At 71.7% G+C, this 26713-nt stretch carries 21 protein-coding genes and 1 riboswitch; of the genes, 16 read left to right on the forward strand and 5 right to left on the reverse strand.

All coding sequences use genetic code 11. The annotated features are described in order from the left end of the window. The first annotated feature begins 201 nt into the window (after window positions 1–201). The 6 genes from pgeF (at window position 202) to FKO37_RS20500 (ending at window position 4363) form a co-directional block, all read left to right on the forward strand. Window positions 202–915, forward strand: a complete 714-nt coding sequence (pgeF, locus tag FKO37_RS20475; RefSeq protein ID WP_037812423.1) for a peptidoglycan editing factor PgeF — start codon at window positions 202–204, stop codon at window positions 913–915. Further along, complete coding sequence (locus FKO37_RS20480; RefSeq protein WP_037812421.1) at window positions 912–1655, forward strand: YggS family pyridoxal phosphate-dependent enzyme; 744 nt, start codon at window positions 912–914, stop codon at window positions 1653–1655. The genes pgeF and FKO37_RS20480 overlap by 4 nt, the downstream gene beginning before the upstream one ends. Window positions 1656–1736: 81 nt before the next feature. Beyond that, complete coding sequence (locus FKO37_RS20485; RefSeq protein WP_037812419.1) at window positions 1737–2309, forward strand: cell division protein SepF; 573 nt, start codon at window positions 1737–1739, stop codon at window positions 2307–2309. A 115-nt stretch (window positions 2310–2424) separates the two neighbouring features. Further along, on the forward strand, window positions 2425–2697 hold the full coding sequence (locus tag FKO37_RS20490; protein ID WP_037367937.1) for a YggT family protein: 273 nt from the start codon (window positions 2425–2427) through the stop codon (window positions 2695–2697). A 53-nt stretch (window positions 2698–2750) separates the two neighbouring features. Continuing rightward, window positions 2751–3602 (forward strand): DivIVA domain-containing protein, encoded by an 852-nt coding sequence (locus tag FKO37_RS20495; RefSeq protein WP_037812417.1) that lies wholly within the window; start codon window positions 2751–2753, stop codon window positions 3600–3602. Window positions 3603–3754: 152 nt separating this feature from the next. Continuing rightward, window positions 3755–4363, forward strand: coding sequence for a hypothetical protein (locus FKO37_RS20500; RefSeq protein WP_134670218.1), 609 nt, complete (start codon window positions 3755–3757; stop codon window positions 4361–4363). Here the strand turns inward: FKO37_RS20500 and FKO37_RS20505 are convergent. Next, complete coding sequence (locus FKO37_RS20505) at window positions 4308–5096, reverse strand: helix-turn-helix transcriptional regulator (protein WP_134728585.1); 789 nt, start codon at window positions 5094–5096, stop codon at window positions 4308–4310. The two genes, FKO37_RS20500 and FKO37_RS20505, sit on opposite strands and share 56 nt — an antisense overlap. 64 nt (window positions 5097–5160) lie before the next feature. On the opposite strand from FKO37_RS20505, the gene FKO37_RS20510 reads away from it, so the two are divergent. Then, entirely contained in the window at window positions 5161–6504 is a 1344-nt protein-coding gene (locus FKO37_RS20510; RefSeq protein ID WP_037812414.1) for an MFS transporter, read from the forward strand. A gap of 254 nt (window positions 6505–6758) precedes the next feature. Here the strand turns inward: FKO37_RS20510 and FKO37_RS20515 are convergent, their stop codons facing one another. Both FKO37_RS20515 and FKO37_RS20520 read right to left on the reverse strand, forming a co-directional pair. Continuing rightward, window positions 6759–9503 carry a hypothetical protein gene (locus FKO37_RS20515; protein WP_238605458.1) on the reverse strand — a complete coding sequence of 915 codons (2745 nt, stop codon included), beginning with the start codon at window positions 9501–9503 and terminating at the stop codon, window positions 6759–6761. After that, window positions 9503–11272 carry an HSP90 family protein gene (locus FKO37_RS20520; protein ID WP_037812413.1) on the reverse strand — a complete coding sequence of 590 codons (1770 nt, stop codon included), beginning with the start codon at window positions 11270–11272 and terminating at the stop codon, window positions 9503–9505. Before FKO37_RS20520 ends, FKO37_RS20515 begins: the two co-directional genes overlap by 1 nt. 412 nt (window positions 11273–11684) lie before the next feature. On the opposite strand from FKO37_RS20520, the gene ileS reads away from it, so the two are divergent. From ileS to FKO37_RS20555, 7 genes are all read left to right on the forward strand, one after another. Further along, window positions 11685–14846, forward strand: a complete 3162-nt coding sequence (gene ileS / locus FKO37_RS20525; protein WP_238605459.1) for an isoleucine--tRNA ligase — start codon at window positions 11685–11687, stop codon at window positions 14844–14846. A 93-nt stretch (window positions 14847–14939) separates the two neighbouring features. Continuing rightward, on the forward strand, window positions 14940–15530 hold the full coding sequence (locus tag FKO37_RS20530; RefSeq protein WP_037812410.1) for a helix-turn-helix domain-containing protein: 591 nt from the start codon (window positions 14940–14942) through the stop codon (window positions 15528–15530). Between the two features lie 59 nt (window positions 15531–15589). Further along, window positions 15590–16981 carry an amino acid permease gene (locus FKO37_RS20535; protein ID WP_238605460.1) on the forward strand — a complete coding sequence of 464 codons (1392 nt, stop codon included), beginning with the start codon at window positions 15590–15592 and terminating at the stop codon, window positions 16979–16981. A 127-nt stretch (window positions 16982–17108) separates the two neighbouring features. Continuing rightward, on the forward strand, window positions 17109–18710 hold the full coding sequence (locus tag FKO37_RS20540) for a penicillin-binding transpeptidase domain-containing protein (RefSeq protein WP_238605461.1): 1602 nt from the start codon (window positions 17109–17111) through the stop codon (window positions 18708–18710). A gap of 271 nt (window positions 18711–18981) precedes the next feature. After that, on the forward strand, window positions 18982–19677 hold the full coding sequence (locus FKO37_RS20545; protein ID WP_238605462.1) for a helix-turn-helix transcriptional regulator: 696 nt from the start codon (window positions 18982–18984) through the stop codon (window positions 19675–19677). A gap of 99 nt (window positions 19678–19776) precedes the next feature. Next, a complete protein-coding gene (locus FKO37_RS20550; protein WP_037812405.1) occupies window positions 19777–21255 on the forward strand; it encodes a potassium/proton antiporter in 1479 nt (492 codons plus the stop codon). 95 nt (window positions 21256–21350) lie between these two features. Further along, a riboswitch (SAM riboswitch) is annotated at window positions 21351–21465 on the forward strand. 40 nt (window positions 21466–21505) lie between these two features. Next, window positions 21506–22837 (forward strand): aminotransferase class V-fold PLP-dependent enzyme, encoded by a 1332-nt coding sequence (locus FKO37_RS20555; RefSeq protein ID WP_238605463.1) that lies wholly within the window; start codon window positions 21506–21508, stop codon window positions 22835–22837. Window positions 22838–22997: 160 nt separating this feature from the next. On the opposite strand, the gene FKO37_RS20560 is transcribed toward FKO37_RS20555, so the two are convergent. Beyond that, the gene (locus tag FKO37_RS20560) at window positions 22998–23324 is read right to left on the reverse strand and encodes a hypothetical protein (RefSeq protein ID WP_238605464.1); all 327 of its coding nucleotides are present in this window, start codon (window positions 23322–23324) and stop codon (window positions 22998–23000) included. Between the two features lie 88 nt (window positions 23325–23412). Between FKO37_RS20560 and lspA the strand changes: the two genes are divergently transcribed. Together lspA and FKO37_RS20570 are read left to right on the forward strand one after the other, a co-directional pair. After that, window positions 23413–24021: a signal peptidase II gene (gene lspA, locus FKO37_RS20565; protein WP_134670196.1), complete on the forward strand. Its 609-nt coding sequence runs from the start codon at window positions 23413–23415 to the stop codon at window positions 24019–24021. Then, window positions 24018–24944, forward strand: coding sequence for an RluA family pseudouridine synthase (locus FKO37_RS20570; RefSeq protein ID WP_107051029.1), 927 nt, complete (start codon window positions 24018–24020; stop codon window positions 24942–24944). The genes lspA and FKO37_RS20570 overlap by 4 nt, the downstream gene beginning before the upstream one ends. On the opposite strand, the gene FKO37_RS47785 is transcribed toward FKO37_RS20570, so the two are convergent. Then, window positions 24941–26437, reverse strand: a complete 1497-nt coding sequence (locus tag FKO37_RS47785; RefSeq protein WP_374204361.1) for an AsnC family protein — start codon at window positions 26435–26437, stop codon at window positions 24941–24943. The two genes, FKO37_RS20570 and FKO37_RS47785, sit on opposite strands and share 4 nt — an antisense overlap. Window positions 26438–26713 lie beyond the last annotated feature (276 nt).

Here is a 26713-nt window from a genome sequence, read left to right on the forward strand (position 1 = left end):
CAGCGGCAGAGGCGTGCGGCCGGGCTGGCGTGGTGAGTGGCGATGCCGGTTCTCACCGGGACCGCCGCTCGCGACGCCGTCTGGCGGTGCGGAACCTCGGGACTTCCAGGGGTCTCGTGCGCAATGGCTCCGGCGAGAACCGGCATCGCCGCTCGCGAGACTCGCCTCAGCGGCCGCCGCGGTTTTTGGCAGGATGGCGGGGTGCGAGTACGACGAGTGGTCACGACCAGGGCGGGCGGGGCTTCCCGGCCGCCGTACGAGAGTTTCAACCTCGGCGACCACGTCGGCGACGACGCGGGCGACGTCTACGCCAACCGCAAGCGGCTGGCGTCCGAACTCGGTCTCGCCGAGGACAAGCTGGCCTGGATGGAGCAGGTGCACGGCCGCACCGCGACCGTCGTGGACGGCACCGAGACCGCCGCGGCCGAAGCGACCGACGCGCTGGTGACCGACCGTCCGGGCGTCGCGCTCGTGGTGCTGGTGGCGGACTGCGTCCCGGTGCTCATGGCGGATCCGGAAGCGGGCGTCGTCGCCGCGGTGCACGCGGGCCGGGTCGGCGCGCGCGTCGGCGTGGTGCCCGCCGCGCTGGAGGCGATGCGCGATCTCGGCGCCGAACCGGGCCGCGTCGAGGCGTTGCTGGGCCCGGCCATTTGCGGCGACTGCTACGAGGTCCCGGCCGCGATGGCCGCGGACGTCGAGAAGCATCTGCCCGGCAGCGCGTGCAAAACGCGCAAGGGCACGACCGGTCTGGACCTGCGCGCCGGGCTCTGGCAGCAGCTGGCCGACCTCGGCGTTGGACGCGTCGGCGCGGATCCGCGCTGCACGGCGGAGGACCAGACGTTGTTCAGCTTCCGCCGCGACGGCACCACCGGCCGCATCGCCGGCATCACCTGGCTTGAAGAGGAGAAAGCGTGACCGAGGACCCGGCAGAGAAGCGGCGGGCGGAGCTGGCGGCGGCGCTGGCCGCGGTCGAGGAACGCATCGCGAACGCCTGCGCCGAGGCCGGCCGTTCCCGCGACGAGGTGCGGTTGCTGGGCGTCACCAAGACCTTCCCGGCGAGCGACGCCGCGCTGCTGACCGACCTCGGGCTGCTGCACCTCGCCGAGAACCGCGACCAGGAAGCCGGTCCGAAGGCCGCCGAGGTCGCGCAGCTGCGCCCGGACGCCGCGCCGCGCTGGCACATGGTCGGGCGGCTGCAGCGGAACAAGGCGCGTTCGGTCGTGCGCTGGGCGGCCGAGGTCCAGTCGGTCGATTCGGCGCGGCTCGCCGACGCGCTCGCCCGCGCGGTCGCCGCCGCGCAGGAGGCGGGGGAGCGGACCGGACCGCTCGACGTCCTGGTCCAGGTGAGCCTCGACGGCGACGTCGCGCGCGGCGGGACCCCGCTCGAGGAGCTCGACGCCCTCGCCGACCGCATCGCCCACACGGGGGAGCTGCGACTGCGAGGCGTGATGGCGGTGGCCCCGTTAGGGGAGGACCCGGGCACTGCTTTTGCCCGCCTGTCCCACGCAGCGGAAAGAGTCCGCGCCCGGCATCCCGAAGCGGCTGACGTGTCCGCCGGAATGAGCCATGATCTGGACCAGGCGATCCGGCACGGCTCGACGTGTGTGCGTGTCGGAACCGCGTTGCTCGGCGGGCGCGGTTTAGCCTCGCCGTAGGGAGTCCGCCCGGTGGTCACGTTTCGTGTCCGGCCGGGCGGGGCACAACGGTGCGGGAGCGGCAAGGGCTAGGGAGAGGCTATGAGCGCGCTGCAGAAGCTGAAGGCCTACTTCGGGATGGTGCCCGCGGACGAAGACGGCTACGACGACGGTTACGACGACTACGACGACGGCTACGACCAGCCGCCGGCGCGGTCCCGGGCGCGCTACCGCGACGTCGAAGAGGCTTACGACGAACCGGCCGCGCGCGTGCGGTCCCGGTCGATGGCGGCCGAGCCGGCGACGCACGGCGCGCTCGCCGTGGACCGCCAGCCGGAGCCGGTCGCCCGGCTGCGCCCGGTCGCCGAACCGGTCGCCGCGCCGGCGAGGGACCCGCTCAGCCGGATCACCACGCTGCACCCGACGAGCTACATCGAGGCGCGGGCGATCGGCGAGCACTACCGCGAGGGCATCCCGGTGATCATCAACCTCACCGAGATGGACAACGCGGACGCCAAGCGGATCGTGGACTTCGCGGCGGGCCTGGCGTTCGCCGTGCGGGGGTCGATGGACAAGGTCACCAACAAGGTGTTCCTTCTCTCACCGCCCGACGTGGACGTGACCGCCGAGGACCGCAGGCGGATCGCCGAGGGCGGATTGTTCCTGCGCGGGTGAACGGGCACGGACCGCTGGGCGCAGCCAGACGTGATTTTGTCGACTATGTCGCCCTCAGGGCGACTGGTCGCGCCCAATCCGGCCGTCCCCCGCTAGAGTGGTCGCCGTGAATGCTGTGTGGCTTGCGATCTGGTACGTGCTGTTTGCCTTCTGGCTGCTGCTCACGGCCCGGATCGTGGTCGAGCTCGTGCGGACTTTCGCACGGGAATGGCGTCCCGCCGGAGGGGTTGCGGTGACGCTCGAGACCATCTACACAGTGACCGACCCGCCGGTGCGGTTGTTCCGCAGGATCATTCCGATGGTCCGGATCGGCGGCGTAGGACTGGACTTGTCGATTATGGTGCTGCTGTTGGTTGTGTTCTTCGCGATGCAACTGACACCCAGGTGATCGGGGAAAACCCGGGTGTGTCCTGCAGGCCATGGAGTGCGTGAGGTGATCTGATGTCGTTGACCCCCGCTGACGTGCATAACGTCGCGTTCAGCAAGCCGCCCATCGGCAAGAGGGGCTACAACGAGGACGAGGTGGACGCGTTCCTCGACCTGGTGGAGACCGAGCTTGCCCGGTTGATCGAGGACAACAACGAGCTGCGCCAGCAGGTCGAGCAGCTCGACTCCGAGCTCGAGTCGACCCGCTCGGAGCTCGAGAACGCGAAGGTCGCCGGCCCGCCGCCGGGCCGCGACCCCGAGCCGTCGCGGCGGCTCGCCCCGGTGCCGCCTCCCGCTTCGGCGATGGAGCAGACCCAGGCGCACTCGATGGTCCCCGACAGCGGCGAGCCGAACGTCCAGGCCGCCAAGGTGCTCGGCCTGGCGCAGGAGATGGCCGACCGGCTCACCGCCGAGGCGAAGACCGAGTCCGACGGGATGCTGGCGGAGGCGCGGACCAAGTCCGAGCAGCTGCTGTCCGACGCCCGGGCGAAGTCCGACTCGATGGTGAACGAGGCGCGCACCCGCGCCGAGACGATGCTGAACGACGCGCGCACGCGCGCCGAGACGCTGGAGCGCCAGGCGCGCGACAAGGCGACCACCATGGAACGCGAGTCGCAGCGCAAGTACACCGAGACGATGAACAACCTGAACGCCGAAAAGGGCGCTCTGGGCAAGAAGATCGAAGAACTCCGCACGATCGAGCGCGAATACCGCACCCGGCTGCGCGGATTCCTCGAGTCTCAGCTGCGCGAGCTCGACGACCGCGGCTCCGCGGCCCCGGCGTCGGCCTCTTCCGGTTCGAGCCAGTCCTCGACCGGCAGCAGCGGTCAGGGCTACTCGTTCGGCCCGCGCGCCGAGGCCGGCTGACCCACCGCCGTACGCACCCCGCCGGAAGACCTTCCGACCCGGCGGGGTTTCGGCGTGTCCGGGTCCGGTTCCCGCCACGGTGGGGCATCGGCGGAGCACGCCGCGTGGGCGGGTCGCGCCCGGTTGGCGGGCCGCGCGTGTTGTAATTCAGCGTGCTCTACATCGTCCTCCTTCTGGTGCTGGCGGCTCTCGGGCTGCTCGTCACGGCGCTCATCACGGGCACCTCGCTGTGGGCCTGGGTTTCCATCGGCCTTTCCGTGCTCGCCGGGCTCCTTCTGCTCGCCGACTGGCTGCGCCGGCGCAAGCGCGCGGACCGCGGCCCGGACGCCGAGGAGTCCGAGGACTCCGAAGCCGCCGATTCGGATGCGGCGGAGGAGAAGGACGAAGCGGTCCCGGCCGAGGAGGACGCCGAGCAGACCGCGCTGATCCCGGCGACGGGCGAGCTGGGCGATCCGGCGGACGTGCCGGAACCGGAGCTCGAGAAGCCCGCCGCGGAGGCCGAGCCCCAGTCCGAGGCGAAGGCGGTGCGCGACACGCCGCCCGGCGTCGAGGAGACTGCGCCGGAGGACCTCGAGGTGGTCAAGGAGCTCGAGGACGAGGTCGTGGTCGTCGACGAGTACCCGCGCTACCACCTGGTGGACTGCGGCTGGCTGTCCGGCCGCGACACCATCCCGATCGGTGTCGGCGAGGCACGCCAGCTCGGCTTCACGCCGTGCGCGCGGTGCGGTCCGGACGCTGTGCTGGCCGCGGCGCATCGCTGACGCCGAGCACCTCTTCAAGTACCTTCGCGCCGCTTTCGGTGAGCTGAACGGCTCGGTGCGCCTTCGCGCGTGACCGCAGCCAGCCCGCGTCCATGAACCGTCGCGTCACCGCCGCGCCCAAGGCTCCGGCCAGGTGATGGCGCTGCTCTGTCCAATCCAGACAGAACCGCAGCAGCGGGCGACGGCTCTCCGCAGCCGCTTCGACATCCACGCCTAACGCGGCGAACACATCGTCGGCAGCGGGCCCCAGCACGTACGGATGTTCTTGCAGCTGCGAGGAAATCCGGTCTCCGGGTCGCCGCTGCGTCGTCGGGTCACCGTCCACAGTGGCCAGCGCGCCGCGGTCGAGCAAGGCGGCCGTGACGGTGACGCCGAGTCGTCCGGCGACGTGGTCGTAGCACAATCTCGCGGTGCGCAAGGCTTCCGCGCGCGTGCCTTCCCGCAGCGAGCGAACCGGGCGCGCGGGGGAGTGCCGGGCGAGTGCTTCCAGCAGTTCCGGGGCGGCGCCGGCGATGCGGTAGAACCGGTGCCGGCCGGACTTTTCCGCCGTCACCAGCCCAGCCGCCAGCAGTTTCGACAGGTGCGCGCTCACGCCCTGCGCGGTCAGACCCGCTTCGCCGGCCAGCACGGACGCGGCCAGCGACCGGCCGTCCGCGAGGGCCATCAGCACGCGGACCCGCGCCGGATCGGCGAACAGGGCGGCGGTGCGCGCGATGTCGGCGTCTCCTTCCATGCCTCCAGCATGCCCCCGGCACACTTCCACCGCGACGGAAGCGTTCCCGGTGTCTGCTGGACCCATGCGCACCGCGATCTTGTTCACCATGTGCGCCGGGATGTTCCTGGTGCAGCTCGACGTCACTGTCGTCAACGTCGCCCTCCCCACCCTCGGCAGCGAACTGCACGCGGACGTCCCGCAGTTGCAGTGGGTGGTGGTCGGCTATTCGGTCGTGCTCGCCGCGTTGCTGCTGACCGGGGGAGCGCTCGGCGACGTCCTCGGGCACCGCGGCGTGGTGCTGACCGGGCTGGGCGTTTTCGGGGCCGCGTCGGCGGCGTGCGGGCTCGCGCAGTCGGCGGGTTGGCTGGTCGCGGCCCGGGCGGTGCAAGGGGTCGGAGCGGCGTTGTTGCTGCCGGGCACGATGGCCGTGATCTCCGGGGCGTTCCCCGGCCGTACCGAACGCGCCCGGGCGCTGGGGATCTGGGCCGGGATTTCGGCGCTCGCCCTGCCAGCCGGACCGTTGCTGGGCGGGATTCTCGTGCAGACGGCCGGATGGCGGCCGGTGTTCTGGCTGAACGTCCCGATAGTCGCCGCGGCGGCCGTCGCGACCCGGCGGCTGGTGCCGCGAGACGTGCGGAAACCGGGCCGCGTGGACGTTCCCGGCGCGGCGACCGCGGCGTTGGCGCTCGGCTCCGCGGTGTACGCGGTGATCGCGGGGACGCCATGGGTCGGTTTGCTCGCGGTGGCGGCGGCCGTGGCGTTCGTGGTGGTGGAACGGCGTTCTGTGGCCCCGATGCTGCCGTTGCCGCTGCTGCGGTCCCGGCAGGCGGCGGGCGCGAACCTGGTGTCCGCCGCGATGAACTTCGTCGGCCTGGGTTCAGTGCTGGTGTTCACGCTGTACTTGCAGGATGTGCTCCACGCGGACCCGATCGCCGCGGCCGCGGCGCTGCTGCCGATGTTCGTCCCGATGGTGCTGCTCGGCCCGGTCTCCGGACGGCTCACCGCGAGGTTCGGCCCGCGCCCGCAGATCGTGACCGGGCTCCTCCTCGGCGCGGCGGCGATGCTGAACCTGCTGCGCATCGGCCCCGGCACCGGGTACTGGACGCTGCTGCCGACGTTGTTCGTGCTCAGCATCGGAATGGGACTGCTGACCGCCGCCGTGGTGACCGCCGCGGTCGCCGACGCGCCGGACGAGCGGGCAGGCATCGCGGGCGGAATCAACAACGCGGCGCGGCAGGCAGGTGGTGCGCTTGGTGTGGCGGTTTTCGGTGCGGTGGCAGGGGAACCGGGGGCGCGGGGGTCGTTTGTGCATGGCTTGCACTTGCTGGGGTTTGTTTCGGGCGGGTTGTGGGTTGTGGCTGCGGTGTTGGCGGTGGTGACGGTGCAGCGGCGGGTTCGCGGGAAGCGGCTTGAGCCGACGAGGTGAGTCGTGGCGGGGAGAGGAGTCCGGCGAGAGAGCACCTTCCGTCGGGCTTGCGAGAAAACCCGTGGGCTCGGTGGCTGTGGGGTTCACGGCAGCGGCCGGGAGAGAAGTCCGGCGAGAGCACCTTCCGCCGGGGCTGCGAGAAAACCCGTGGGCTCGGTGGCTGCGGGGCTCACGGCAACGGCCGGGAGAGGAGTCCGGCGAGAGTGCACCCTCCGCCGGGCTCACGGGAGAACCCGTGGGCCCGGCGAAAGCGCTTACTCCGAGTCGAGATTCGCCAGGATGTATTCGAGCCGCTCGATCTGTTCCGTCGCTTCCGGCGGCAGGCCTTCGATCGCGGCATGCGTCGCGGCGCGGGCTTCGGCGGGGCGGCCCAGGTCGACCAGCAGCCGGGCGCGCAGTCCCGCGGCGATCGCGGCTTCGGTGGTCGCGTCGAGGGCCAGGAACAGTTCGACGGCCGCGGTCGCCCGGGGCAGCGCTTGCTCGGGCCGCTCTGCGGCACCCAGCAGTTTGCCGCCGTTCAAGGCGACCATGGCTCGTTCCCAGCGGATCGGCGGCTCGTCGCCGTCGAGGTCCGCGGCGCTCTTTTCCGCTTCTGCCAGCACCGAAAGCGCCTGATCCGTTTCTGTCGCCCACTGCCACGACAGCGCTGCCTGACGGAGGTTGCGCACGGCGTCGACCGGGAGTTCCGCTGCCGTGTAGCACTCCGCTGCGCGCCCGTAGGACGAGGCGGCCTCGGCGTCGCGGTCGAGTTCGTCGAGGAGGTCGCCGATGGTCTCGGCCGCTTGCCCGGCGGCGGGCTGGTTGCCCGCGGCGGCGAAGTGCCCGAGCACCTGCTCCAGCAAAGTCAGCGCCGGATCCGGCTGGTTGAGAGCGCGGTGCGCTCCGGCGAGCAGGTAGCGCGCCCGGGCCAGTTCGTCCTCGTCGTCGCCCTGCTCCAGGACCTCGATCGCGGCCTCAGCGGCGTCGGCTGCGGTCAGCGCGTCTCCGGCGCGTTCGGCCGCGGACGCCAGTCCGAGCTGGGCGAGCGCGGCGCCGGACAGATCCCCGGCTTCGACCAGGTCGGCGACCTCGCCGCGGTAGTGGGCCACCGCCTCCTCCCGCAGGTCGAGGTCGGACGCGAGCAAGCCGAGCGTGTGCCGCACCTGGGCGCGCAGGCCAGGGGAGGCGGCGGACTCGGCGGGCCGCACCGTGGCGTAGGCCGTCTCGAGTTCGCCGCTCGCGGCGGCCATCCGCCCGGCGATGAGCCGCGCCCACGCCTCCTGCTCGGCCAACCCGGCTTCGGCGAACAGGTCCACCGCGCGTCCGGCCGGTTCCCGCGCCTCGTCCAGCCGGCCGCTGCGTGCGGTGAGTTCGCCGCGCAGCAGCAAAAGCCGGGCGGCCAGCTCAGCGGGAACCTCGGTGGCGGCGGCTTCGGCACGGTCGAGAATCTCGAACGCGGCGTCGAGGTCGTCGTTCCCGGAAAGCGCCAGGGACCACCGCAGCAGCGCGCGGACGTGCTGTTCCACGTCGCCGAGCCCGGCGAGCGCCTCGGCCGCGCCGGCGAGGACGGCGAGAGCGGATTCGGGCTCGCCCAGCTGGTAACGGGCGAGCCCGGCCTTGCTCGCCGCGGTGTGCCGGGCGACCTCGTCGCCTTCGGCCGCGAACAGTTCGGCCGCGCGCAGCCAATCCCGCACGGCGGCCTCGGGGTCGGTGTCCACGACCGCGGTCGCGGATCCGGACAGCCGCCGGGCGAGCAGCGACCCCGCCGGTTCCGGGCACAGTTCGTCGAACTTCGCCCACGCGGCTTCGGCGGCCTCGTAAGCGCTGAGCCGGGAGTGCTGGTCGGCGAGATCGGCCAGCTCTTCGGGAGTGTCCGGAAGGGACGGTGCGACGGGCGTCCGCGGCGGGGAAACCGGACGCGGACTGGTCAAGGACAGCGGGAGGTGGTCCACGATCGGCTCGGCGGCGAGGACGTCGCGGATCAGGTCGCTCTGCTCGCTGGTGCCGTTCCGGGCGTCGAAGCGGGCCGCGATGCCCAGTGCGCGCCCGGAAAGCTCGTCGTGCAGTGCCTGGACGGAAATCTCGCCGTCGGTACGGCGCACCGTCGTGCCGCCGTGCCCGGAATCGGCGACCAGGCGCAGGTTGAGCGCGGCGGCGGCGCAGAACTCCATCTCGACGTCCGGAGAGGGCGCGTCGGCGAGCCAGCCGAGATGCCGTTCGAGGATTTCAAGCCCGCGCACGTGGTTGCCAGTGAGCGCGCAGAACCGGAGGTGGCGGGGGAGGAGATCCAGGTCCAGCCGGTTGTGCCGGATCGTGCGGTACACCTGCCGGTGGGCTCGCGCGGCCTCCTCCAGCCGTCCGGTGCGGACAAACGGGAGCAGCAGCGAGGAGAGGATCCCGTTCGGCTGCTCGCTGCAGGTGAACGTGCCGCCGAGGACCGGTTCGGCGACCTCGATCGCCTCCTCGAACCGGCCGTAGCGGCTCAGGTGGGCGACCTTGCCGGACGGTTCGCAGCCGACGCAGTCCGACATCTCGCCGCGCGGGGCCGCGGCCCAGAGCCGGTACTGCTCGACAGCCGTTTCGTGGTCGCCGACGTGCCGCGCCACGATCTGCCGGTGCTGGTGCACCGGGTTCATCGCGTACCCGGCCGCCCGGTACCGGCGCTCCATGTCGTCGAGCACGGCGTAGGTGCGGTCCAGCGGCACCTCGGGAAAGTCGGTCAGCGACGTGACGATGGACTTGAACGACCAGAAGAGGATGTAGTCCCACCGCTCGTTGCCCTCGCCCTGGTCGTGCTTGGCGAGGCACCAGGCGAACGGCACGAACGACTTCGCCGGCTCGCCGCCGTGCGTGTACGCGCGGACGAGCGAGAGCCGGGCGGCGTACTGCAGGTCCGGCAGGCGCTCGGCGTCGGCGGTGCGGACCAGGCTCTCCGTCGCGGCGATCTGGCCCTTGCCGAACGGAAGGGCCCGGGCCGACCCCAGCCGGTTCCACAGGTTCTCTTCGGTCGGTGCGGTCATCAGTTCTCCCGGTTCGGGACGGCGTGGTCGAGAAGGCTGAGGAAGGCCCGGTTGAGCAGCGCGGAGTCGGCGGGCCGGATCGGGTGCTTGCCGAGCAGCAGCGCCTGGCCGTAGAGGGATTCGACGGCCAGCGCGGTCAGTTCCGCGTTCTCGAGCCGGGAAACGCGCCGCACCAACGGGTTCCGGTAGTTGAGCACGAGCTGCGGGCGATCCCGTTCCGGCTTCTCGAAGGCCGAGAGCACCCCGGCCCACAGCTCGTCGACGGCCTCCTTGGTCGCGCGCAGTTCGCCGGCGAACGAGGCGGCGCGGTCGACGAGATAGAGCACCGGGAGCGACGCGGGCTCGAATTCGCGCAGCACGACCTCGCAGCCGAGCCGGTCGACGCAGCGTTGCGCGGCCGCGACGAACGGCCGGACCGCCAGCGCGGTGTCCGGGGCGAGATCGGCGAAGGCGGTGGTGAGGTCGCTCGGGTCGAGCCGGTCGACGCGCACCCCCGGTTCGAGCGCGCCGACGCGTTCGACGAGTTCGCTGTCGTAGGTGTAGCCGCCGTTGATCACCGGCAGGTTCTGCGCGGCGGCGACCCCGGCCAGCTGGTCGAATTCGTCGGCGGTCGCGCAGTAGCGGAGCACGCCGTGGCGCGAGCGGAACTCGGCGAGCGTCATCCGGCCGACGTTCGTTTCCAGCGGCCACCACTCGTCGACCAGCCGCAGCATGTCGTCGTCGTGCAGCGCGAGCGCTTTGACGCCGAGGTGGTGGATCTTCAGGAACTGGTTCAGCCGCCGCGGACTGGTCGCCGAGAGCCCGACGAGCCAGCCGCGCAGCTGCTCGCCGAGCGCTTCGCGGGTCGCGGCGAGCTGGTCGTCGTCGTAGAGCGCCTCGCGGCTCGCGGTGGGCCGCAGCTCGCCGGTGTCCACGACGCAGCGGGCGAAGAACGCCCAGTCCGGCAGCAGCCCGGGCGCGTTCTCCGCGAGCAGCATCCGCTTGAGGTACACGCGATGCCCGGCGCGCTCGGCCGGGTTCGCCGGGAACGGCAGCACGTAGGCGACGCCGGTGAGCCCGGCCTCCGGCACGTCGAGGTCGACAATGTCGAACGGGGTGAAGCCGAGGACCTCCTGCGCGTAGCCGACGAGGTCCGCGGAGCGGTGCCCGGGGGAGCGCTCGTCGGCCTGCCACGGGATGCCGGCGCCGCTGATCGCCTTGCCGTTGACGGTGATTTCGAACGGCAGCATCGAGCCGTACAGCGTCGCGAGATCGGCGACCGTCTCCGGCACGAACCACTGCTCGGCGCCGCGGCGCGCGGTGAGGGTGACGGTGGTGCCGATCGTGTCCCGTTCGCCGGGCCCGACGGCGTAGGTGCCGTCCGCGCGGCCGGTCCACGAGACCGCGGGAGCGCCGCTCGCGGAACGCGTGACGACGCGGGTCTCGTCGGCGACCAGGAAGGCCGACAGCAGCCCGATCCCGAACTGGCCGAGGAAATCCCGCCGTCCGTAGCCGAGTTCGTCCCGTTTGGAGCTGCGGCCGATCGTCGCGAGCAGTTCGTGCACCTGCGCCTCGGACAGGCCGATGCCGGTGTCGGTGATCCGCAGCGTCCCGTCGCCGGCTTCGATCGCGATCTCCGCGGGCGCCGAAGCGTCGGCCGCCCGGCGCGCGGTGACCGCGTCGACGGCGTTCTGGAGCAGTTCGCGCACGTAGACGCGGGGACTGGAATAGAGGTGCTGGCTCAGCAGGTCGACGACCCCGCGAAGATCCACCTGAAAACTACGGTTCACCCGTGCTCGACTCCTGTGCTGTGGCCGGAAGGAAGATCTGCCCGGCACATCCGCCGCGCACGCCCGGTCGTTACCGTATCGGCGGAACCCGGTGCCGGACATCGGTTTTCGCCTTTTCCCCCGGCGACGGCGCGAGCCCGGCCGGGGCAGGGCGAAAGCGGGTTGCGGCGACGGGTTAACCTGGAGTCAGCAAGGCGTCGATCCGGCCATCACCGGGGAGCCTCCGGAAGAACCGGGCGGTCGCCGCCCGCAGTAGAACCGGACGGGTGCGGCCCGTGACAGCCGCGCAACGAGTGGCCCGGGAGCAGTGCGCCGGGCAAGCGGGGTGGTACCGCGTGACGCGCCAGCGTCTCGTCCCCGTGTGGGTGGCCGCCGGTCGCCCGTACGAGCGACGAACGCAAGGAGCACCCGGATGTACCCCCAGGCTTCGCCGGGCGGAGAGACCACGGTCCCGTCCCAGCCGTCGTTCCCCGCGCTGGAGGAGAGCGTCCTCGCGTACTGGGAGAGCGACCGGACCTTCCAGGCGACGATCGACGCCCGTCCCGAGGGCACGAACGGCGACAACGAGTACGTCTTCTACGACGGCCCGCCCTTCGCCAACGGCCTCCCGCACTACGGGCACCTGCTCACCGGGTACGTCAAGGACATCGTCCCGCGCTACCAGACGATGAAGGGCAAGCACGTCGACCGGCGGTTCGGCTGGGACACCCACGGCCTGCCCGCCGAACTCGAAGCGATGCGGCAGCTCGGGATCACCGAGACGACCGAGATCGAAGAGATGGGCATCGCGAAGTTCAACGAGGCCTCGCGCGAGTCCGTGCTGCGCTACACCGACGAGTGGCGCGACTACGTGACCCGCCAGGCCCGCTGGGTCGACTTCGACAACGACTACAAGACGCTCGACGTCACCTACATGGAATCGGTGCTCTGGGCGTTCAAACGGTTGTGGGACAAGGGACTCGTCTACGAGGGCTACCGCGTCCTGCCCTACTGCTGGCGCGACGCGACGCCGCTGTCCAACCACGAGCTGGGCATGGACGCCGACGTCTACCGCAACCGGCAGGACCCGGCCGTCACGGTCGGATTCCGCCTGGAGGGCAACGACAACGACCTCGACGGCACGTACCTGCTGATCTGGACCACGACCCCGTGGACGCTGCCGTCCAACCTCGCCACCGCGGTGCACCCCGAGGTGCAGTACGTCGTGGTGGAAAGCGACGGCAAGCGGTTCCTGCTCGCGGAGGCCCGCGTCGCCGCGTACGCGCGTGAACTCGGCGAGGAGCCGGCCGTCGTCGCGCGCTACACCGGCGAGCAGCTGCTCGGATCCCGTTACGCGCCGCCGTTCCCGTACTTCGTCGGCACGGAGAACGCGCACCGCGTGCTGTCTGCGGACTACGTCACCACCGACGACGGCACCGGCGTCGTGCACATCGCGCCCGCCTACGGCGCCGAGGACAAGGTGGTCACCGACGCGGCCGGGATCGCCCCGGTGACGCCGGTGGACGACCACGGCAAGTTCGACGAGACCGTTCCGGACTACGCCGGGCAGCTGGTGTTCGACGCGAACCCGAACATCGTGCGGGACCTCAAGAACGGCACCGGCGGCGCGGAGCGCCAGGGCGCGGTGCTGCTGCGCCACGAGACCTACGACCACTCGTACCCGCACTGCTGGCGCTGCCGGAACCCGCTGATCTACCGCGCGGTGTCGTCGTGGTTCGTCGCGGTGACGCAGTTCAAGGACCGGATGGTCGAGCTGAACCAGCAGATCACCTGGTACCCGGAGAACGTCAAGGACGGCCAGTTCGGCAAGTGGCTGGAGAACGCCATCGACTGGTCGATCTCCCGCAACCGCTACTTCGGCACGCCGATCCCGGTGTGGCGCTCGGACGACCCGGCCTATCCGCGCATCGACGTCTACGGCTCGCTGGACGAGCTGGAGGCCGACTTCGGCGTGCGGCTGGACAACCTGCACCGGCCCTACATCGACGAGCTGACCCGGCCGAACCCGGACGACCCGACCGGCAAGTCCACGATGCGCCGCGTGCCGGACGTGCTCGACGTGTGGTTCGACTCCGGGTCGATGCCGTACGCCCAGGTGCACTACCCGTTCGAGAACCGCGAATGGTTCGAGCACCACTACCCGAGCGACTTCATCGTCGAGTACATCGGGCAGACCCGCGGCTGGTTCTACCTGCTGCACGTGCTCGCGACCGCGCTGTTCGACCGGCCGGCGTTCCGCACCTGCGTGTCGCACGGCATCGTGCTCGGCTCCGACGGCCAGAAGATGTCGAAGTCGCTGCGGAACTACCCGGACGTCAACGAGGTCTTCGACCGCGACGGGTCCGACGCCATGCGGTGGTACCTCATGGCGAGCCCGATCCTGCGCGGCGGCAACCTCGTCGTCACCGACCGGGGGATCCGCGACGCGGTGCGCCAGGCCGTGCTGCCGCTGTGGAACTCGTACTACTTCCTTGCCCTGTACGCGAACGCCGAAGGCAAGCAGGGGCAGTGGCGCACGGATTCGACGCATCTGCTCGACCGGTACGTGCTCGCCAAGACGCACGAACTCGTCACCGACGTCGAGTCCGCGATGGACGGCTACGACATCGCGGGCGCGTGCCAGACCGTGCGGGACTTCCTCGAGGTGCTCACGAACTGGTACGTGCGCCGGTCGCGCGACCGGTTCTGGGCGGGCGAGCAGGACGCGATCGACACGCTGCACACCGTGCTGGAGGTGACCTGCCGGGTCGTCGCGCCGCTGCTGCCGCTCACCACGGAAACCGTGTGGCGCGGGCTGACCGGTGGCCGTTCGGTGCACCTGACCGACTGGCCGAACGCGCTCGACCTGCCCGCCGACGCGGCGCTGGTGACCGCGATGGACAAGGTGCGGCAGGTGGCGTCGTCGGCGCTGGCGCTGCGCAAGGCGAACAAGCTGCGCGTGCGGCTGCCGCTGGCGAAGCTCGTCGTCGCGGCCGAGGACGTCGAAGCGCTGCGCGGGTTCACCGAGATCCTGCGGGACGAGGTGAACGTGAAGTCGGTGGAGCTGACCACCGACGTCGCGGCGCACGGCACGTTCGAGGTCGCGGTGAACGCGCGGGCGGCCGGGCCGCGGCTGGGCAAGGCCGTGCAGCAGGTGATCAAGGCGGTCAAGGCGGGCGACTGGACGACCAACGCGTCCGGCGCGGTCGTGGCGGCGGGCGTCGAACTGGTCGAGGGCGAGTACGACCGGCGCCTGGTCGCGTCCGGCGGCGGCGCGGCGGCCGAACTGCCCGGCGGGGCCGGCCTGGTCGTGCTGGACACCGAGGTCACCGGGGACCTGGCGGCCGAGGGCCTTGCCCGCGACCTGGTCCGCGTGGTCCAGCAGGCGCGCCGCGAGGCCGGTCTCGACGTCGGCGACCGGATCTCGCTGACCGTGGACGCCGCCGGCGAGGTGACGGCCGCGGTGCGCAAGCACGAGGAGTTCGTGGCGTCCGAGACGCTCGCGACGTCGGTGTCCTACGGCGAGGTGGCCGAGGGCTTCGACGGCACGGTCGGCGAGGGCGTGAAGGTGCGCGTGGCGGTCGCTAAGGCGTGACGTGCCGCGGTCTTGCTCCGGGCCTCCGGGGCAAGACCGCGGTTTCGGCAAAATTCTTGGCGGAAACCGCAAAGCCGCCCGCACCATGTGGGCATGAGCGAAGAGTTCGACGCCGTGCTGGCCGCGGTCGGGCCGCGGCTGCGGGAGCTGCGCCGCCGGACCGGGATCACCCTCACCGCGTTGTCGGAGACCACCGGGATCGCGGTGAGCACCCTGTCCCGGCTGGAATCCGGGCAGCGCAAACCGGGCCTGGAACTGCTGCTCCCGCTGGCCAAGGCCTATCAGGTGCCGCTCGACGAACTCGTCGACGCCCCGCCCAGCGGCGACCCGCGCGTGCATCTCCGGCCGTTCGACCGCAACGGCATGACCGTCCTGCCGCTGACCCGCAAACCCGGCGGGCTGCACGTGTACAAGCAGATCCTTCCCGCTGGGCGGACCGACCGGCTCGACCCGGATCCGCGTTCGCACGAGGGATACCACTGGCTGTACGTCCTGAGCGGGCGGCTGCGGATGATCCTCGGCGACCAGGATTTCGTGCTGAAGGCCGGCGAGGTCGCCGAATTCGACACGCATCTGCCGCACTGGTTCGGCAACGCCGACGAGCACGCGGTGGAATTCCTCAGCATCCTCGGGCCGCAGGGCGAACGATTCCACCTCAGGGCCCGCTACCGGCCCAGCCGGTGACTCCGGACGGACGGGCCTCGGCTCCTGCGCCGCGGAACGCGTCTGCTAGGGATTTCCCCATGACTTCGAAAGCCGCCGCCGAACCGGCCGCCGAGGGGCTGGCCGCCGGCCTGCGCCAGCGGCACCTCGCCATGCTCGCGATGGGCGGCGTGATCGGTTCGGGACTGTTCGTCAGCTCCGGCGTCGGGATCAAGCTCGCCGGGCCCGGCATCGTGCTGTCCTTCGTGCTCGCGGGCACGCTCGCGATGCTGGTCATGCGCATGATGGCGGAAATGGCCGCCGCGATCCCGTCCAGCGGGTCGTTTTCGGTGCACGCCGAGCGCGCGTTCGGGCCGTGGGCCGGGTTCGCCATCGGCTGGCTGTACTGGGCCGCGCTCGTGGTCGTGCTCGCCGTCGAGGCCACCGCGGCCGCGATCATCGTGAACAGCTGGCTGCCCGGCATTCCGCAGTGGGCGCTGGTCCTGCTCTTCATGGCCGTGCTGACCGCGGTCAACTTCACCGCGGTGTCCCGCTTCGGCGAGCTCGAGTTCTGGCTGGCGCTGATCAAGGTCGTGGCGGTCGTGGCCTTCCTCGTCCTCGGCGTGCTCGCGTTCCTCGGCGTGCTCCCAGGAACGTCCTTCGTCGGCACGGCCAATCTCCTCGGCAACGGCGGACTGCTCCCGAACGGCTGGGAAGGCGTCGGCACCGGCTTGCTCGCGGTGGTCTTCACCTTCGGCGGCCTGGAAGTGGTGACCATCGCGGCCGCCGAATCCGACGACCCGGCGCACGCGGTCGGCAAGGCGGTCCGCAACGCGGTCGTGCGGATTTCGGTGTTCTACATCGGTTCCATGCTGGTCATCGTGTCGCTGCTGCCGTGGTCGAGTGTCCACATCGGACAGAGCCCGTTCGCCGCGGTGCTCGAGCGGATCGGGATCCCGGCGACCGGGCAGATCATGAACGTGGTCGTGCTGTTCGCCTTGCTGTCCACGCTGAACACCAACATGTACGGCGCGGCCCGCATGGTGTACTCGCTGGCGCAACGCGGCCACGCCCCGCGCGCACTGACCAAAGTGGACCGCAACGGCGTACCCGTCTTCGCGGTCGCGGCTTCGGTGCTCTTCGGGTTCGTCGCCGTGGCGCTGAACGCGCTCTGGCCGGACACCGTCTTCCAGTACCTGCTCAACGCGGTCGGCTCGGTGCTGCTGATCGTGTGGATCCTGGTCGCCTGCACGCAGTTGCGGGTGCGCAAGCAGCTGGAACGCACCGCGCCGGAGAGCCTGACCGTGCGCATGTGGGGCTTCCCGTGCCTGACCTGGGCGACGCTCGCCGCGATGATCGCGATCCTGGCGGTGATGACCGGCGACGCCGACGCCCGGATCCAGCTGATCAGCTCAGGCGTCCTCGTGGCGGCGCTGGTCGTGGCCGGGATCTGCTGGCAACGCGCCCGCCGGGCGGCTGACCAGACTGTATAACGACCTATACGGCCCGGCGTTGATCACGAATCCGTCGCGTTCCCCGAGGTAACGCCCGGTCCCGCGATGCGATGGGCAAGCTGAGCCACGGACGCGGGCGGACCGCGTGGGCGAGGGGGAGGCGACGGTGAGTCCTGCCGGGAAGAAGGGCGTGCTGATCGGGGGCGCGCTGGTCGTGGTCGCGATCGTCGTGGCCGCGGTCGTGCTGCTCAACGGCAGCGGAACGACAGCGGCCTCACCAGGCACGGAGCCGGCCTCGACGGCCGCGGAGCCGAGCGACCCGACGTCGGCGGCCCGCACATACCTGCTCGCTTTCGCGGGGAAGGACGCCGACGCCGCCAGCAAAGCCACCGACGCTCCGATGGACGCCTCTACCGCACTGCAGGACGCGTGGGCGACGCTCAAGCCCAAGGAACTGACCGCGAAGCTCGGCGACGTCGGCGCGGCGCAGGGCGACAAGGCCACCGCCGGCTACACGATCACCTGGAACCTCGGGTCGGGCCACGTCTGGACGTACACCGGCAGCCTCGGGCTCGTCCAGGCGCAGGGCAAGTGGCGGGTCCACTGGGCTCCGACGGTGCTGCACCCCAAGCTGGAAGCGGGGCAGCGGCTGGCGATCGCGTCCTCGGATGTCCCGGCGGTCGTCGACCGCGACGGCAAACCGCTCGTCGTCTCCGGCGGCGGGGGACTGAAGCTGGCTGACGACAAGGCGTTCCCGCTGCTCCGTTCTGCGCTCACCGGGCACGGGCAGTCGTCCGAAGCGTTCGCGGTCGAGCGCGTGGACGCCTCGGGCAAGAACCTCGAAGCGCTGTTCGGGAACCCCGAAGGAGACCACAAACCGGCCGCCACCGGGCTCAGCGTCGCGACGCAGAACGCGGCTCAGGCCGCCGTCGACGGGTATCACGGCAAGGCTGTCCTGGTCGCCATCCAGCCGTCCTCCGGCGACTTGCTCGCGGTGGCGCAGAACGCCAGCGTCACCAACGCCGCGTCGGCGTTCAGCGGCCAGTACGCGCCGGGGTCGACGTTCAAGATCGTCACCGCGACCGCGGCACTGGAGGCCGGGATCGTCACGCCGGATTCCACAGTTCCGTGCCCGCTGACCGACCGGATCGGCACCCGCACGCTCTCCAACGAGGGGTTCGACCTCGGCACGACGACCGTGCACAAGGCGTTCGCGAAGTCCTGCAACACCACGTTCGCCCGGCTCGCGTCGCAGCTGCCCGCCGACGGGCTCGCGAAGGCGGCCACCCAGTTCGGCCTCAACGCCGACTTCTCGATCGAGGGCCTGTCCACCGAGATGGGCCGCGTCGACCCGGCGGCGAACGCGGACGAACAGGTCGAGGACGGCATCGGCCAGGGAAAGGTGCAGGTCAGCCCGATGGGCGCGGCGGTGATGGCGGCGACCGCGGCGTCCGGGCGCGCGGTCGTGCCGCGGCTGTGGGAGGACGGCACCAAGGTCAACACCGGCTACCACCCGCCGTCCGGCCCGGTCCTGGCGGCGCTGCGCGGGATGATGCGCGAGGTCGTCACCGGCGGCACAGCGACCGGCCTGGCACACTCCGGCCCGGTGTTCGGCAAGACCGGCACCGCGCAGTTCGGCGACGGCGCGGAGGCACACGGCTGGTTCGTCGGCTACCGCGGCGACCTGGCGTTCGCGGTGTTCCTGGAGGGAGCCAACGACTCCAAACCGGCCGTCTCGCTGGGCGCCAAGTTCCTCGACGCGCTGTAGGGACTCAGCAGCGCGGGTGTGCGGCGGGTTCCTCTCCCGTTGAAAGTCCGTGAAGGGCTCCTTGAAGGAATCTGATTCCCTCAAGGAGCCCTTCACGGACCTCGCAACCGCGCCAGCTCCGCGAGCGAGATGCGTGAAGCTGTCCCGGTCCGATGGGCGTGATCCGGCCGGTGCTGGTTGCCGCGCATCGCGGCAACCAGGACGCACGCCGCGGCTGCCGAGAAACCTCACTTCGGCCGCGGCCGAAGCGTCCCCGCTCTACCGTGGGCACATGGAAACCGTCGCATTGGCCGAGGTCGCCGCCGTGCTCGCCGACCCGAGCCGCGCGACCATGTGTCTCGCCCTGCTCGACGGCCGGGCCTGGACGGTCGGCGAACTGGCCGCCGCGGCGCGGATCGCGGTGTCGACGGCCAGCGAGCACGTGACGCGGCTGGCCGAGGCCGGGTTCGTCGCCCGGGTGAAGCAGGGGCGGCACGCGTACGTGCGGCTCGCGAATCCGCGGGTCGCGGAGCTGATCGAGCATCTGGCGCAGCATGCCGAACTGAAACGGCCGTCCGGGCTCCGGACTTCGTTGCGGGTGCAGCGTTTGTCGTTCGCGCGCAGTTGCTACGACCATCTCGCCGGGACCCTCGGCGTCGCCTTGCGGGACGGGATGGTCGAGCGGGGCCTGATCGACGTGTCGGACGGGCTCGCGCTCACCGACTCCGGACGCGACGTGCTGGCCGATCTCGGTGTCGCGGTGCCGGATCGGCCGCGGCGGCCGCTGTTGCGCGACTGTCTGGATTGGACAGAGCGGCGGGAGCACCTCGCCGGCGCGGTTCCGGCGGCGGTGCTGGAGCGGGCGGTCGAAGCGGGATGGCTGACGCGGGACCAGCAGCGCGCGGTCCGCGTCCTGCCGGGCGCGCGGGGGCCGTTCGCCGCGCTCGGTGTCGATCTCGCGACGGTGAGTGCCGCCGAGGCTTCGTAACACACCGGCGAGGTCCCCCGGACCGGTGGTGCGCGCTCGGGAACCGGACACTGCCTCACTATTCTGGACGCCTGCGGGCGACCGGGAGGGAGGCGGAGGGTGAACGAGCTTCCCCTGGTGCTGGGCGTCGGAGCGCTGGTTCTCGTCGTCTCGGTCGTCGCGGTGCGGGTGTCCATCCGGCTCGGATTCCCGTCGCTGCTGCTGTATCTCGGGATCGGCGTCGTGCTCGGCGAAGCCGGGTTCGGCATCCGCTTCGACAATCCGGCGCTCACCCAGTCCCTCGGGCTCGCCGCGCTCGTCCTGATCCTCACCGAGGGCGGGCTCACCACGCGCTGGTCCGCGGTGAAACCCTCGCTGGGGCCCGGAATCCTGCTGTCCACAGTGGCCGTGGTGATCAGCATCGCGGTCACCGGCGCGGCATTGCACTGGCTGCTCGGCCTCGACTGGCGGCTCGCTCTGCTGTGGGGCGCGGTTCTCGCGTCCACCGACGCGGCGGCGGTGTTCTCCGTGCTGCGCACGGCCGGGGTCGGGAAACGGCTCGTCGGCGCGCTGGAACTGGAATCCGGCATCAACGACGCGCCCGCCTACATCGCGGTCGTCGTGCTCGCGTCCGGCGAGGCGGTCGACTGGTCGCTGCCGCTGCTGGTGGTCTACGAACTGCTCACCGGCCTCGTGCTCGGCCTCGCGTTCGGCTGGCTGGGCGCGCAGGCGCTGCGCCGGGCAGCGCTCCCGGCGACCGGCCTCTACCCGCTCGCCACGGTCGCGGTGTGCGTGCTCGCGTACTCCTCGGGTCAGCTGGCGCACGCGTCCGGCCTGCTCGCCACCTACGTCGCCGGCCTGGTGCTGGGGAATTCCAAGCTCCCGCACCGGTCGGACACCCTGTCGTTCGCCGAAGGGCTCGGCTGGCTCGCGCAGATCGGGCTGTTCGTCTTGCTCGGCCTGTTCGCGTCGCCGACCCGGCTGCTCGAAACGCTCATCCCCGGCCTGGTCGCGGGCGCGGTGGTGCTGCTGCTCGCCCGGCCGCTGTCGGTGGTCCTGTCGCTGCTGCCGTTCCGTTTGCCGTGGCGGGATCAGGCGTTCCTGTCCTGGGCGGGGCTGCGCGGTGCGGTGCCGATCGTGCTCGCGATGATCCCGCTGTCCGAGGGCGTGCCCGGTGCGCAACGGCTCGTGGACGCGGTTTTCGTGCTCGTCATCGTGCTCACCGTGCTGCAGGGCGCGACGCTCAGCCCGCTCGCGCGGATCCTCGGGCTGGCGAAGGCGACGCAGGCGCACGAGATCGAGGTCGACGCCGCCCCGCTCGACGAGCTCGGCGCCGAACTGCTGCAGGTGCGCATCCAGAAGGGGTCGAAGCTGCACGGCGTGTACCTGTCGGAGCTGCGGCTGCCCGCCGGGGCGACGGTCAGCCTCGTGGTGCGCGGCGGGACGGGCTTCACCCCGCAGAAAACGAGCCGCTTGCAGGTCGAGGACCAGCTTCTGGTGGTCACGACCGCCGCTGACCGCGACGCGACCGAACGGCGCATCCGGGCCGTCGACCGGGCCGGCCGCCTCGCGCGCTGGCACGGGGAATCCGGAGCCTGATCTTCTGTCCTTTGTGGACGCACCCTGTGACTGCCGTCTCAGATCACGAGACGGGTCTGGTTTCTCCCGGGGGTCGTCCGCTATCTTCGGTTCCAGGTCATGAGTGCCAGCGCGAAGCCCCGGCTTGCTGGCCGGCAACCCTCCTACCGCGGTGGGGTGCCCCGGGTGAGGACCAGGCCGGTCGCGCAGTGCGGCGGGCAAGCGCGGGCCCCTCGCCGGGGGTCCCCCGGAACGCCGAGGAGGCGCCGTCATGACTCTCGCACTCGACCGGTCCACGGAAACTGTTGCCGCTGCCGTTCCCGCTGTCGCCGGTGCGACGCTGCGGGTCCCGCTGGTCACCGGCGGCGACATCGGCTACGCCAACCTCGACCACGCGGCGAGCGCGCCGTGTCTGGACGCGGTGCGTTCGGCGGTCGACGAGTTCCTTCCCTGGTACGCCAGCGTGCACCGCGGCGCGGGCTTCGCTTCGCAGGTCTCGACGCGGCTTTACGAGCGGACGCGCGACGTGCTGCGCCGGTTCGTGGACGCGCGCAACGGCGACTCGGTGATCTTCACCCGCAACACCACTGACGCGTTCAACCTGCTGGCGAAAGCGTTGCCGCGCAAGACTTCCGTGGTGGTTTTCGACAGCGAGCACCACGCGGCCTTGCTGCCGTGGCGCGGCCCGAACGTCCGGCGCGTGCAGCTGCCGCGGACCCGGCTCGCCGCAGTGTCCGTTGTGGACGAAGCGCTCGCGGAATGCCCGCAGGGGCCGCGGTTGGTGGTCGTCGCCGGTGCGTCCAATGTGACCGGCGAGCTGCTGCCGGTGGCCGAGATCGCTGCGGTGGCCCGGAAACACGGCGCCCGGGTGGCCCTCGACGCCGCGCAGCTCGCTCCGCACCGGCAGATTTCGTTGCGGGAGCTGGATGTTGACTATGTCGCGCTGTCCGGGCACAAGCTGTACGCGCCCTTCGGGGCCGGTGCGCTGATCGGGCGCAGCGACTGGTTGCGGGCGGCCGAGCCGTACCTGGCCGGTGGTGGCGCTACGAAGCTGGTGACCGAGGAAGCCGTGGTGTGGAACAGCGGCGAGGAGCGGCACGAGGCCGGGTCGCCGAATACCGTTGGCGTGTATGCGCTCGGGGTGGCTTGCGAGCAGCTGGCGGCTCAGTGGGATGCTGTGGGTTCGCACGAGGCCGCGTTGCTGGATCGGTTGCGCAAGGGGCTTGAGAGCCTGCCGGGTTTCGCCGAGCTGCGGTTCTTCGACGCGCCGGTGGACCGGGTCGGCACGGTGAGCTTCGTGGTCGACGGGTTCGAGCCCGGGTGGCTGGCCGCGGTGCTCTCGGCCGAGTACGGAATCGGCGTGCGGGACGGGGCGTTCTGCGCGCACGTGGCGGCCCGGCGGCTGATCAGGGAAGCCGGAAGCGAAGGCCAGCAGGCGGTCCGGGTGAGCCTCGGGCTGGGGAGCACCGAGGAACACGTCGACCGCTTGGTGCTGGCGCTGCGGCGGATCGTCGCCCGGGGAGCCCGCTGGGAGTACGCGAAGGTGGACGGGCGGTGGGCACCGGTCGGGGACCCGCGGGAGCTGCCGCCGTTCTGCGCCTGACGGGGCGGGTGCTGGGACTGGCGCGACAGGAAACGTGACCACAACGCGGGATCGCGCCGACGTTTGGGCTGAGCGGCGTGACAGGCCGAAGGCCCCTCGCGTCGCTCAGCCCAAACGTCGGCTTAAGGGCGATCCCGCCGCGGCGGCGGAGCCGACGCCATCAAACACAGTCCGCGTGCAGGTCGTTCAGCAGGCCGCGTTCGCTGAGATGGCCGTTGAGGAACAGCCGGGCCAGATGAGTGAACGCGGCTTCAGCTGCGTCGGCCACCGCAGGAATGGGCGTGCGGCAGTCCGCTAGCGCGGCCTCCTGCACGTCGTGGATTTCCCGCGGTTCGCTGCGGGACAGCCCCGCCAGGTGACGCAGGTGCTCGCCGTCCTCGCCGTCGGCCAGCCAGTGGGCGGCCCAGAGGGGGAGGTCGCTCGTGGGGGAGAGGTCGAGGGCGATCCAGGCCGCGGCCGCGGCGGGGGCGGGGATCTCGGCGGGCATGGCAGCGATGATGGCGGGCGAGGGGCCTCCGGGGCGACTGAATTCGGCCGCTGTGACCTGCTCGGGCGCGGTTGTGGACAATGGGGGTGTGAGCACCGATCCTTCGCCGTCCGAGTCCGAGGTCGAGCCGTCTGCGGAACCGCCTGAGCAGGAGGCCGCCGGGGACGGCGCGCCGCTGCCCAAGCGGCGGGTCTGGGTGGTGTTCGCGGTCGCGGCGCTGCTGTGGGCGATCGACCTGATCACGAAGAACCTCGTGGTCGCGAACCTCGAGGGCAAGGAGCCCAAGCCGATCCTCGGCGGGCTGATCTACCTGCAGGTCATCCGCAACCCGGGCGCCGCGTTCTCGATGGCGACCGGCATGACGTGGGTGCTCGCGCTGGTCGCGATCGGCGTCGTGATCGCGATCGTGTGGATCTCGCGCAGGCTGCGCTCGGTCGGCTGGGCGATCGGCCTCGGGCTCGTGCTCGCCGGCGCGCTCGGCAACCTGACCGACCGGTTCTTCCGCGAGCCCGGACCGCTGCGCGGCCACGTCGTCGACTTCATCTCCGCGTTCGCGCCCAACGGCCAGGGTTTCGCGATCTTCAACATCGCCGACTCCGCGATCTGCGTCGGCGGCGCGCTGATCGTGCTGCTGTCCCTGCTCGGCAAGGACTACGACGGCACCTCCACCCGCGGCAAGAAGAAGGACTCCGAGTGAGCGCGCGCATGCTGCCCGTCCCCGACGGGCTCGACGGGATGCGCGTCGACGCCGGGCTCGCCAAACTGCTCGGCCTGTCCCGCACCGCGGTCGCGGACCTCGCCGCGGCGGGCGACGTCCTCCTCGACGGCCGTCCGGCGGGCAAATCGGACCGGCTGTCCGCGGGCGGGCTGCTCGAGGTGACGCTGCCGGAACCGGAACGTGCGGCGGAAATCGTCGCGGAGCCAGTCGAAGGCATGAAGATCCTGCACGATGACGACGACATCGTGGTGATTTCGAAACCGGTCGGCGTCGCCGTGCACCCCAGCCCGGGCTGGACCGGTCCGACGGTCGTCGGCGGACTCGCCGCGTCCGGGCTGCGCATCTCGACCTCCGGCGCGGCCGAACGACAGGGCGTCGTGCACCGGCTCGACGCGGGCACCACCGGGGTGATGGTGGTGGCGAAGAGCGAGCACGCGTACACCGTGCTGAAGCGGGCGTTCAAGGAACGGACCGTCGACAAGGGCTATCACGCCGTCGTGCAGGGCCACCCGGACCCGACGCGCGGCACCATCGACGCCCCGATCGACCGCCATCCGCGGCACGACTACAAGTTCGCCGTCGTCGCGGGCGGACGGCCGAGCGTCACGCACTACGAGGTGGTCGAGGCGTTCCGGGCGGCGTCGCTGGCGCACGTGAAGCTGGAAACCGGGCGTACGCACCAGATCCGCGTGCACTTCTCCGCGCTGCGCCACCCGTGCGCGGGCGACCTGACCTACGGGGCGGACCCGGTGCTGGCCCGGAAACTCGGCCTGACGCGCCAGTGGCTGCACGCGCGGACGCTCGGTTTCGCACACCCCGCGGACGGCCGGTGGGTCGAGTTCGAGGCGGAGTACCCCGACGATCTGGCCAGTGCGCTGGAGATCCTGCGCGACGGGAACTAGTCGACGGCCCAGGTCAGGGTGCGCTCGTCCGGCTCGGGCCGCGGGCTCCAGCGCACCGAGACGACGCGGGTCGCGGTGGGGAGCACGTAGACGGTGTGCCCGCCGAGCGTCTCGCCCGGCTGCACGCCGATCTTGTGCGGCGGCCGGGACGTCAGCGAAACCGGGGCCTTCGCGACCGTCTCGCCGCTGTCGGTGACGAGCTCGAGATAGTTGTCGGGCAGCGACGCGAACGGGATCGGCCCGCGATTGGTGATCTCGGTGTGCACGACGACCGCGCGCTCGCCGTCCTCGAGCCGGTAGCCCGCCGCGCCGAAGAGGAAGTCGGCGGGATCCTGGACCTCCAGCAGCTGCACGGAAAGCTGTTCCCCTTCGAGCCCCTGCGACTGCATCGTCTCGCCGATCCGCCCCTGCTTGGCAGGCGCCGCGGCGGGCCGGGGTTCGTCGCCGCGGGCCCAGGAAGCGGTCTGCGGGACGCCCCACGTGCTGACGACCGGGTCCGGAGCAGGGTACGGCCCGGAGGGTCCATTGTGGACATTCGCGCCGACGGGAACCTGGTGCGGCATCCCGGTTTGCCCGGGGGAGTACGCGCCGGACACCCCCGGCCCGGCGGGGATCCCGTTTGATCCCGGGGGATAGGCACCCGATACCCCCGGCCCGCCGGGAATTCCGTTCGGTCCCGGGGGATACGCGCCGGAAATCCCGGCCGGTCCGGGGGCGTACGCGCCGGACACGCCCGGACCTGGCCCGGTCGCCGGTAGGCCGGTCTGCCCGGGCGGGTACGCGGCGGAAGTCCCCGGGCCGGGCATGCCGTGCTGCCCCGGACCCGCGGGGATCCCGGTTTGCCCTGGCGGGTAGGCACCGGAGGTTCCCGGGCCGGGCATGCCGTGCTGTCCCGGCGGATGCGGTCCGGAGTGCCCCGGCATCCCGGCGGAATCGGGGATCCCGTTCGGCCCGGGCGGATGCGGACCGGAGCCCTGCGCGCCCGGCATTCCCGCCGCCCCGCCTCGCACGGGGACTCCCGCCGACGCCGGGCCGGCGCCTGGCGCCGCACCCTGGCCGGACGTCATCGGCCCCGGCATACCGCCCTGGTTGGGCCCGGGCATCCCGCCCTGGTTGGGCCCGGCAGCCCCTGGCATTCCGCCCTGGTTAGGTCCAGCAGCCCCGGGCATCCCGCCCAGGTTCTGTCCCGCCGTCCCGGGCCCCGCGTTCGGTCCGCCCGCAGCGGGGAACGGCACCGACCCGGGCCCGCCCGGATAGCCGCCCGGGGGACGCTGCCACGAAGCCGGAGCCCCGGAAATCGCCGCGCGGAGGCCGTTCGGGTCGCTTTCGACCCCGACCAGCAGCGGCAATCCGCTCCCGGACAGCGCGACCAGCCGGTACGCGACCTCCCTCGGGTCCATCCCGACCTTCGCCGCCAGCTCGTGCACAGCCCCCTTGCCCAGCTCGGCGAGCGCGGCGAGCAGGCGGATGTCGGCGGGATCGGTCACGGCCACTCCGGCAACGCTACCGCCTCGCCCGCCCGGCCCGGCCGCACCACGCGCCCGGCGTGCCCCGCGCCACCGCGACCTCGGCGATCGGCGCGTCCCGGGGCGGGCGCGACCGCGCGAGTTCGACGCCCTGGCACGCCGGTACGGCCTGCCGCGCCACCGCGCCACCGCGCCACCGCCGATCGGCGCGTCTCGGAAAGGCGGGCGGGACCGCGCGAGTTCCACGCCCCGGCACGCCGATACGGCCTGCCGAGGGACCGGCCGCCGAGGACACGGGCGTCG

It is taken from the genome of Amycolatopsis sp. Poz14 (genome assembly GCF_006704225.1).
Taxonomy (GTDB): Bacteria; Actinomycetota; Actinomycetes; order Mycobacteriales; family Pseudonocardiaceae; genus Amycolatopsis; species Amycolatopsis nivea.

Coding starts and splice junctions, on each gene's coding strand:
- FKO37_RS20485 (WP_037812419.1), top strand. CDS start 1,737: ATGAGCGCGCTGCAGAAGCTGAAGGCCTACTTCGGGATGGTGCCCGCG.
- ileS (WP_238605459.1), top strand. CDS start 11,685: ATGTACCCCCAGGCTTCGCCGGGCGGAGAGACCACGGTCCCGTCCCAG.
- FKO37_RS20505 (WP_134728585.1), bottom strand. CDS start 5,096: ATGGAAGGAGACGCCGACATCGCGCGCACCGCCGCCCTGTTCGCCGAT.
- FKO37_RS20535 (WP_238605460.1), top strand. CDS start 15,590: ATGACTTCGAAAGCCGCCGCCGAACCGGCCGCCGAGGGGCTGGCCGCC.
- FKO37_RS20515 (WP_238605458.1), bottom strand. CDS start 9,503: ATGACCGCACCGACCGAAGAGAACCTGTGGAACCGGCTGGGGTCGGCC.
- FKO37_RS20555 (WP_238605463.1), top strand. CDS start 21,506: ATGACTCTCGCACTCGACCGGTCCACGGAAACTGTTGCCGCTGCCGTT.
- FKO37_RS20560 (WP_238605464.1), bottom strand. CDS start 23,324: ATGCCCGCCGAGATCCCCGCCCCCGCCGCGGCCGCGGCCTGGATCGCC.
- FKO37_RS20530 (WP_037812410.1), top strand. CDS start 14,940: ATGAGCGAAGAGTTCGACGCCGTGCTGGCCGCGGTCGGGCCGCGGCTG.
- FKO37_RS20510 (WP_037812414.1), top strand. CDS start 5,161: ATGCGCACCGCGATCTTGTTCACCATGTGCGCCGGGATGTTCCTGGTG.
- FKO37_RS20495 (WP_037812417.1), top strand. CDS start 2,751: ATGTCGTTGACCCCCGCTGACGTGCATAACGTCGCGTTCAGCAAGCCG.
- FKO37_RS20545 (WP_238605462.1), top strand. CDS start 18,982: ATGGAAACCGTCGCATTGGCCGAGGTCGCCGCCGTGCTCGCCGACCCG.